The sequence below is a fragment of the Dietzia sp. SLG310A2-38A2 genome (assembly GCF_014145095.1).
Classification (GTDB): domain Bacteria; phylum Actinomycetota; class Actinomycetes; order Mycobacteriales; family Mycobacteriaceae; genus Dietzia.
Genome location: NZ_JAALDX010000491.1, coordinates 6,760 through 8,349, shown reverse-complemented (window position 1 = coordinate 8,349; position 1,590 = coordinate 6,760). Strand labels below are relative to the sequence as shown.

General features: G+C 70.8%; 1 protein-coding gene and 1 pseudogene. One reads left to right on the top strand and one right to left on the bottom strand.

What is annotated here, in order from left to right; translation table 11 throughout:
- The first annotated feature begins 137 nt into the window (after positions 1 to 137).
- Entirely contained in the window at positions 138 to 1,277 is a 1,140-nt protein-coding gene (locus tag G6027_RS15925; RefSeq protein ID WP_182638014.1) for a P-loop NTPase, read from the top strand.
- Positions 1,278 to 1,329: 52 nt separating this feature from the next.
- Here G6027_RS15925 and G6027_RS15920 read toward each other — a convergent pair.
- Positions 1,330 to 1,590: pseudogene (locus tag G6027_RS15920) on the bottom strand (twin-arginine translocase subunit TatB); the annotation flags it as partial.

Below are 1,590 nucleotides of genomic sequence, written 5' to 3'. Positions count from 1 at the left end.
GCCGGCGCCGCCGGCCCGGGTCGCGCCGGCCCCACCCGGGCTGCCGGTCTTCGAGCTCCCCTGTATCGCGCCGTTCTGCGTGCCGCCGCCTGCCTGAATCGCCCGCCCGGACCCCGGCGCCTAGACTCGGGGACATCATGAGTGCACCCAGCGAAGAATCGATCCGCGCCGCCCTGGCCAAGGTCGACGACCCGGAGATCCGAAAGCCGCTCACGGAGCTCGGCATGGTCAAGGGCGTCGACATCGACGAAGGATCCGGCCGGGTCGAGATAGGCATCTACCTGACGGTGGCCACGTGCCCGATGCGGGACACGATCACCGACCGGATCCGCACCGCGGTCTCGGACGTCGCCGGTGTGGGCGAGGTCGTGATCGAGCTCGACGTGATGAACGACGAGCAGCGCACGGAGCTGCGCAAACACCTCAGGGGCGACGCGGCCGAGCCCGTCATCCCGTTCGCCCAACCGGGAAACCTCACCCGGGTCTACGCGGTCGCCTCGGGCAAGGGGGGCGTGGGCAAGTCCACCGCGACAGTCAACCTCGCGACCGCGCTCGCGTCCCGCGGACTGTCCGTGGGCGTTCTCGACGCGGACATCTACGGGCACTCGATCCCCCGGATGCTGGGCACCGATGCCCGGCCCACCCAGGTCGAGCAGATGATCCTGCCGCCGGTCGCGCACGACGTCAAGGTCATTTCGATCGCCCAGTTCACCAAGGGGAACACCCCTGTGGTGTGGCGTGGCCCCATGCTGCACCGTGCGCTCCAGCAGTTCCTGGCCGACGTGTACTGGGGCGACCTCGACGTGCTGCTGATGGATCTGCCGCCCGGAACGGGTGACGTCGCCATCTCGATCGCCCAACTCATCCCGTCGGCGGAGATCCTCGTGGTGACCACACCGCAGCAGGCCGCGGCCGAGGTGGCCGAGCGGGCGGGGTCGATCGCGCTCCAGACCCGTCAGCGGATCGCGGGCGTCATCGAGAACATGTCGTGGCTCGAGCTCCCCGACGGCACCCGCATGGATGTCTTCGGCACCGGCGGTGGAGCAGAGGTCGCCGCGAACCTGTCCCGCTCGGTGGGAGCACCTGTACCGCTTCTCGGCCAGGTGCCGCTCGAACAGGCGGTCCGCGAGCACGGCGACGAGGGCACCCCGATCGTGCTGGCGGAGCCGGATTCACCGTCCGGCCGGGCGTTCAGGGAGATCGCGGACGGCCTCGCCGTCCGGCCGCGCGGACTGGCGGGGATGAACCTCGGGATCGACACCACGCGCCACCTCTGATCGCCGGGTTCGGTCTGACCCCTGCGCCATCACCGGACCGGCACGGGTTCGCTCAGGTGGCGTCCGTGTCCCACATCGGAGTGGTGCCCGGCCTCGGCGGGGTCGGCGCGGACGAGGACGCCGGGCCGGCCGGCTGAGGAGCTGTCGACCGTGCTCCGGTCGACGGCGGGCCGGCCGACTGTGGCCCGGTCGCCTGTGGACCCGTCGACTGTGGTCCGCCCGCGGGCGCTGCCGCACCGAAATCTCCTGTGAACAGGGAGTCGTCGCCGTCCAGAAGGTGCTTGGTCACCATCGCACGGGGGCTCATTCCCCT